This is a genomic window from Streptomyces sp. 8L (assembly GCF_020176795.1).
Lineage (GTDB): Bacteria > Actinomycetota > Actinomycetes > Streptomycetales > Streptomycetaceae > Streptomyces.
On record NZ_JAIUKE010000678.1, the window covers coordinates 1 to 4700 of the forward strand.

The following is a 4700-nucleotide window of genomic DNA, read 5'->3' on the forward strand; positions in this document are numbered from 1 at the left end:
GGCCGGGCCTTGGCCGGGGGCGGGGGTTGTCATCGGTGTGCCCCCGCCCGAGCCGTCCGTGCCGCCCGTGCCGTCTGTGTTGCCCGGGTATCCATGCCGTTCACCGCCCCTGCCAGCGGGCGTCGCGCCGGCCGGTGAAGGCGGCGTGGAACTCCGTGTAGTCCGCGCTGTTCATCAGGAGCGCCTGAGTGCTCGCGTCCATCTCGACCGCGGCGGCGAGCGGCATGTCGAGTTCGGCGGTGAGCAGTGCCTTGGTCTGCGCGTACGCGAGAGCGGGGCCGCCCGCGCGCCGGGCGGCGCGGGCGGCGGCCCGCTCGCCGGCGTGCCCCTCGTCGGTGAGCTCGCTGATCAGGCCGATGCGTTCGGCCTCGGCGGCCCGCACCGGCTCGTCCAGCATCAGCAGCCGGGTGGCGTGCCCGAGGCCGACGACGCGGGGCAGCAGATACGCGGCGCCCATGTCGCCGCCGGAGAGGCCGACGCGAGTGAAGAGGAACGCGAAGCGGGCCGAGGGGTCCGCGATCCGGAAGTCGGAGGCGAGCGCGAGGACCGCGCCCGCGCCCGCGGCCACCCCGTGCACGGCGGCGATCACCGGGAAGGGGCATTCGCGCAGGGCCCGGACGACCTGTCCTGTCATCCGGTTGAAGTCGAGGAGCTGTGCGGTGTCGAGGGCGAGGGTCGCGCCGATGATCTCCTCGACGTCGCCGCCCGAGCAGAAGCCCCGCCCCTCCCCCGCGAGCACCAGCGCCCGGACGGACCGTTCACGGGACAGCTCGGCGAGCAGGTCGCGGAGGTCCGCGTACGCGCCGAAGGTGAGGGCGTTGAGCTTCTCGGGCCGGGCGAGGGTGACGGTCGCGACGCCGTCGTGACGGCTCACCCGAAGGTGGCGCCAGGTCTCGGTGCGGGGCGTGGAGCCGGTGAACGGGCTCATGGAGCCTCCTTCCGCGCTGTACCGGGCACGGTATCATCGCCCTGTGACTCTCGTCACGAGTACGCGATACGCGGGGCTCGTACGCGGGGCCGAGGCGTGGGACCGGTACGCGGGGCTCGTATGCGAGACCGAGGCGTGGGACCGGGACGCGGGATCGTGGCGTGGTTCGGCCTGCGCGGGACGCGGGACCGTGGCGCGGGGTGTCCTGGACACCACTGTCCGAGTTGTGGCACACGTCCCATGACGGACGGGTTGTCGCTTCCTGAACCTCGCCCTTACGCTCCGGGAGGGTCGGTTCCGTATGTCACACCGCCCCCACTTCACCGTCCCCGAACGGATCTCCCCCTTGTCCGACAGTCCCCGCCTCTCCCCCTGGCACATTGCGCTTCCGCACACGGCCGCGGCCGTACCCATGGCACGCGCCCTGGTGCGGGCCGCCCTGGCGGACCTGGAGAAGGGCATCGACGCCGACACGGCGGAACTGCTGACGGCGGAGCTGGTGGCGAACGCCGTCGAGCACACGCGGGGCGACGATCCGATACGGCTGGTGGTGGCGCTGCTCCCAACCGGCTGCTGCCACGTCGAGGTGCACGACACCGACCCGGAGCCGCCACACGCCCTGGGCAGGCCGGGCCCGGCCCCGATGCCGGACCCGTGGCAGGAGGACGGCCGGGGACTGCTGCTGATCCGCACGCTCAGCGCGGAGTGCGGCCACCGGCCGACGGACGGTGGGGGCAAAGCGGTGTGGTTCACCCTGCCGCGGCCGCGAGCGCCGCGAGCGGGCGGGTTCGCCGCACACCCGGCGACCGAGCCCGGCGGCCCCGCGGGAGAGGGCACACGGCCCGTGTCCCCCGAGTCGGGGGCCGGCGGGTCCGGGGGACCGGAGGGACGCGGCCTGCCGGGGCCGACGGTGCCCCGGCAGACGCCACGGCGTCCACGCCGCTGACCGCTCTCCCCGGTCACCCGCGGCGCCGGTCACCCGCGGCGGGAGAACGCTCCAGGACTACGCGTCGCCCATCGTCGCGACGAGCAGGGCCTTGATGGTGTGCAGACGGTTCTCCGCCTGGTCGAAGACGACCGAGTGCTCCGACTCGAAGACCTCGTCCGTGACCTCCAGCTCACGCAGCCCGTAGCGCTCGTGGATCTCCCTGCCGACCTCGGTGCCCAGGTCGTGGAAGGCCGGCAGGCAGTGCAGGAACTTCACGTCCGGATTGCCGGTGGCGCGCAGCACGTCCATCGTCACCGTGTACGGGGCGAGGGCCGCGATCCGTACGTCCCAGACCTCCTTGGGCTCGCCCATCGACACCCACACGTCGGTGACGACGAAGTCGGCCCCGGCGACGCCTTCCTCGATGTCCTCCGTCAGGTGCGGCCGGGCGCCGCTGACCTCGGCCGCCTTGCGGGCCACCGCGACGATCTCGTCGTCGGGCCAGAACGCGCGGGGCGCGACGATCCGTACGTCCATGCCCAGCAGCGCCGCCGTGACCAGGTAGGAGTTGCCCATGTTGAACCGCGCGTCGCCGAGGTAGGCGAAGCTCGTCGCGGTGAGGGGCTTGGCACAGTGCTCGGTCATGGTGAGCACGTCGGCGAGCATCTGGGTGGGGTGCCAGTCGTCGGTGAGGCCGTTGAAGACGGGCACTCCGGCGTACGCGGCGAGTTCCTCGACGACCGCCTGGGCGTCGCCCCGGTACTGGATGCCGTCGAACATCCGGCCCAGCACCCGGGCGGTGTCCTTCGCCGACTCCTTCTTCCCGATGTGGGAGCCCGCGGGATCGATGTAGGTGGTGGCGGCGCCCTGGTCGGCGGCGGCCACCTCGAAGGCGGAGCGGGTACGGGTGGAGGACTTCTCGAAGATCAGCGCGATGTTCCGGCCGCGCAGACGCTGCGCCTCGGTGCCCGCCTTCTTGGCGGCCTTGAGTTCGGCGGCCAGGTCGATCAGGCCGCGGAACTCCTCGGCCGTGAGGTCGAGCTCCTTGAGGAAGTGGCGGCCAGGGAGGTGTATCGCCATGGTGGCTGCTCCTGAGGTCTTGCTGCGGGCGGGTCCTGTGCGGCGCGTACGTACCACCTGCCATGCTCCGCGACGGAACGGCGTATGCGAACGGCGCACTCCGTAACTATATACGGCCATCCGTATGGCTATACGGACCCTCGCCCGGCCCGGGTTCTCCGGGTGCTACGGGTCCTCTGGGTGCACCGGGCAGTCCGGGTGCTCCGGGTCCTCTGGGGCTCCGGGGTCAGGTCGCCGATCGCTCCAGGGGGCAGCTCATGCAGCGGGGGCCGCCTCTGCCCCGGCCGAGCTCGCTGCCCCGGATCTCGATCACCTCGAAGCCCTGCTTGCGCAGATGGGCGTTGGTCGTGGAGTTGCGCTCGTACGCGACGACGACGCCGGGCTCGACCGCGAGCACGTTGCACCCGTCGTCCCACTGCTCGCGCGCCGCGGAGTGCACGTCCTGGGTCGGGGTGAGCACCCGTACCGCGTCCAGCCCGAGTGCCGCGGCGATCGCGCGGTGCATGTGCTCGGGCGGGTGGTCGGTGACCTTCAGCTCGTTGCCCCCGTCGCCCGGCTCGATCGTGTACGAGCGGAGCATGCCGAGGCCCTCGTACTGGGTGAAGGTGTCCTGGTCGACCATCGTCATCACGGTGTCGAGGTGCATGAACGCCCGCCGCTTCGGCATGTCCAGCGCGACGATCGTGGTGGCGGAACCAGCGGCGAACAGGCGCCGCGCGAGCATCTCGACCGCCTGCGGCGTGGTGCGCTCGCTCATGCCGATCAGCACCGCGCCCCTGCCGATGACCAGCACGTCCCCGCCCTCGATGGTGGACGGATACGTCTCCTGGCCCTGTGACCAGTGGTGGAAGGGCCCCGCGCTGTCGCCGGTGAACAGCGGGTGGTGCCCGTAGACCGCCTCGAAGTGCACGGTCTCGCGGCGCCTCGCGGGCCTGCTCATCGCGTTGACGGCGACGCCGTCGTAGATCCAGGCGGACGTGTCCCGGGTGAAGAGGTGGTTGGGCAGCGGGTCGAGCAGGAAGTCGTCCTGGTCCATCACATGGAAGCGGACCGAGGTGGGCTCCGCGTGGTCCGCCAGGAACTCCCGTTTGGTCACCCCGCCCACCAGCGCCTCCGCCAGTTCTCCCGCGCCCAGCTCGTCGAACACGGAGCGGAGGTGGTCCGTGGCGAGCGGGCCGTACTCCTTCTCGTCGAAGACCCGGTCCAGGACCAGGCTCCTGGCCTCGGGGATGTCGAGCGTCTCCCGCAGCAGGTCGCCGAAGAGGTGCACCTCGACACCGCGCTCGCGGAGCACCGCGGCGAAGCCGTCGTGCTCCTCCTGCGCGCGCCGCACCCAGAGCACGTCGTCGAAGAGCAGCGCGTCCGCGTTCTGCGGGGTGAGCCGCTTCAGTTCGAGGCCGGGGCGGTGCAGGATGACGCGGCGCAGCCGTCCGGTCTCCGAGTCGACATGGAAGGTCATGCCTCCATCCTGACCGCGCGGCCCGCCGTTCACCCCCCGATGCCGCCGCCAATCGGCCCGGACCGGCAGAAACGGCACGCCTGGCCCCGTCCTGTGCCTGTCCGTGTGACGGTGCCTGTCCGTGTGACGGTGCCTGTCCCTGGGGCGGTGCCCGTCCTGGGGCAGCGCCCGGCCTGAAGCGGCTCCCGGCCTGAGGCGGCGCTCGGCCCGGGGCGGTGCCCGGGGCCCCCGGGGCGGGGGGGGGGGGCGCGGGGGGGGGGGGGGGGGGGCGGGCGGGGGGCGGCCCCCGCGGGGGCGGGCCCCGG

The 4700-nt window shown here is 72.7% G+C and carries 3 protein-coding genes and 1 pseudogene; 1 reads left to right on the top strand and 3 read right to left on the bottom strand.

Going from position 1 to position 4700, the window contains the following annotated elements; all coding sequences use genetic code 11:
• Nucleotides 1-100: 100 nt before the first annotated feature.
• Nucleotides 101-928 (bottom strand): enoyl-CoA hydratase family protein, encoded by an 828-nt coding sequence (locus LCE31_RS36940; protein ID WP_225022394.1) that lies wholly within the window; start codon nucleotides 926-928, stop codon nucleotides 101-103.
• 301 nt (nucleotides 929-1229) lie between these two features.
• On the opposite strand from LCE31_RS36940, the pseudogene LCE31_RS36945 reads away from it, so the two are divergent.
• A pseudogene (locus LCE31_RS36945) lies at nucleotides 1230-1688 on the top strand (ATP-binding protein); the annotation flags it as partial.
• 243 nt (nucleotides 1689-1931) lie between these two features.
• Here LCE31_RS36945 and argF read toward each other — a convergent pair.
• A complete protein-coding gene (gene argF, locus LCE31_RS36950) occupies nucleotides 1932-2936 on the bottom strand; it encodes an ornithine carbamoyltransferase (protein WP_225022397.1) in 1005 nt (334 codons plus the stop codon).
• 226 nt (nucleotides 2937-3162) lie between these two features.
• A complete protein-coding gene (locus LCE31_RS36955) occupies nucleotides 3163-4395 on the bottom strand; it encodes an arginine deiminase (RefSeq protein WP_225022399.1) in 1233 nt (410 codons plus the stop codon).
• Nucleotides 4396-4700: the final 305 nt, after the last annotated feature.

Coding starts and splice junctions, on each gene's coding strand:
- LCE31_RS36940 (WP_225022394.1), bottom strand. CDS start 928: ATGAGCCCGTTCACCGGCTCCACGCCCCGCACCGAGACCTGGCGCCAC.
- argF (WP_225022397.1), bottom strand. CDS start 2,936: ATGGCGATACACCTCCCTGGCCGCCACTTCCTCAAGGAGCTCGACCTC.
- LCE31_RS36955 (WP_225022399.1), bottom strand. CDS start 4,395: ATGACCTTCCATGTCGACTCGGAGACCGGACGGCTGCGCCGCGTCATC.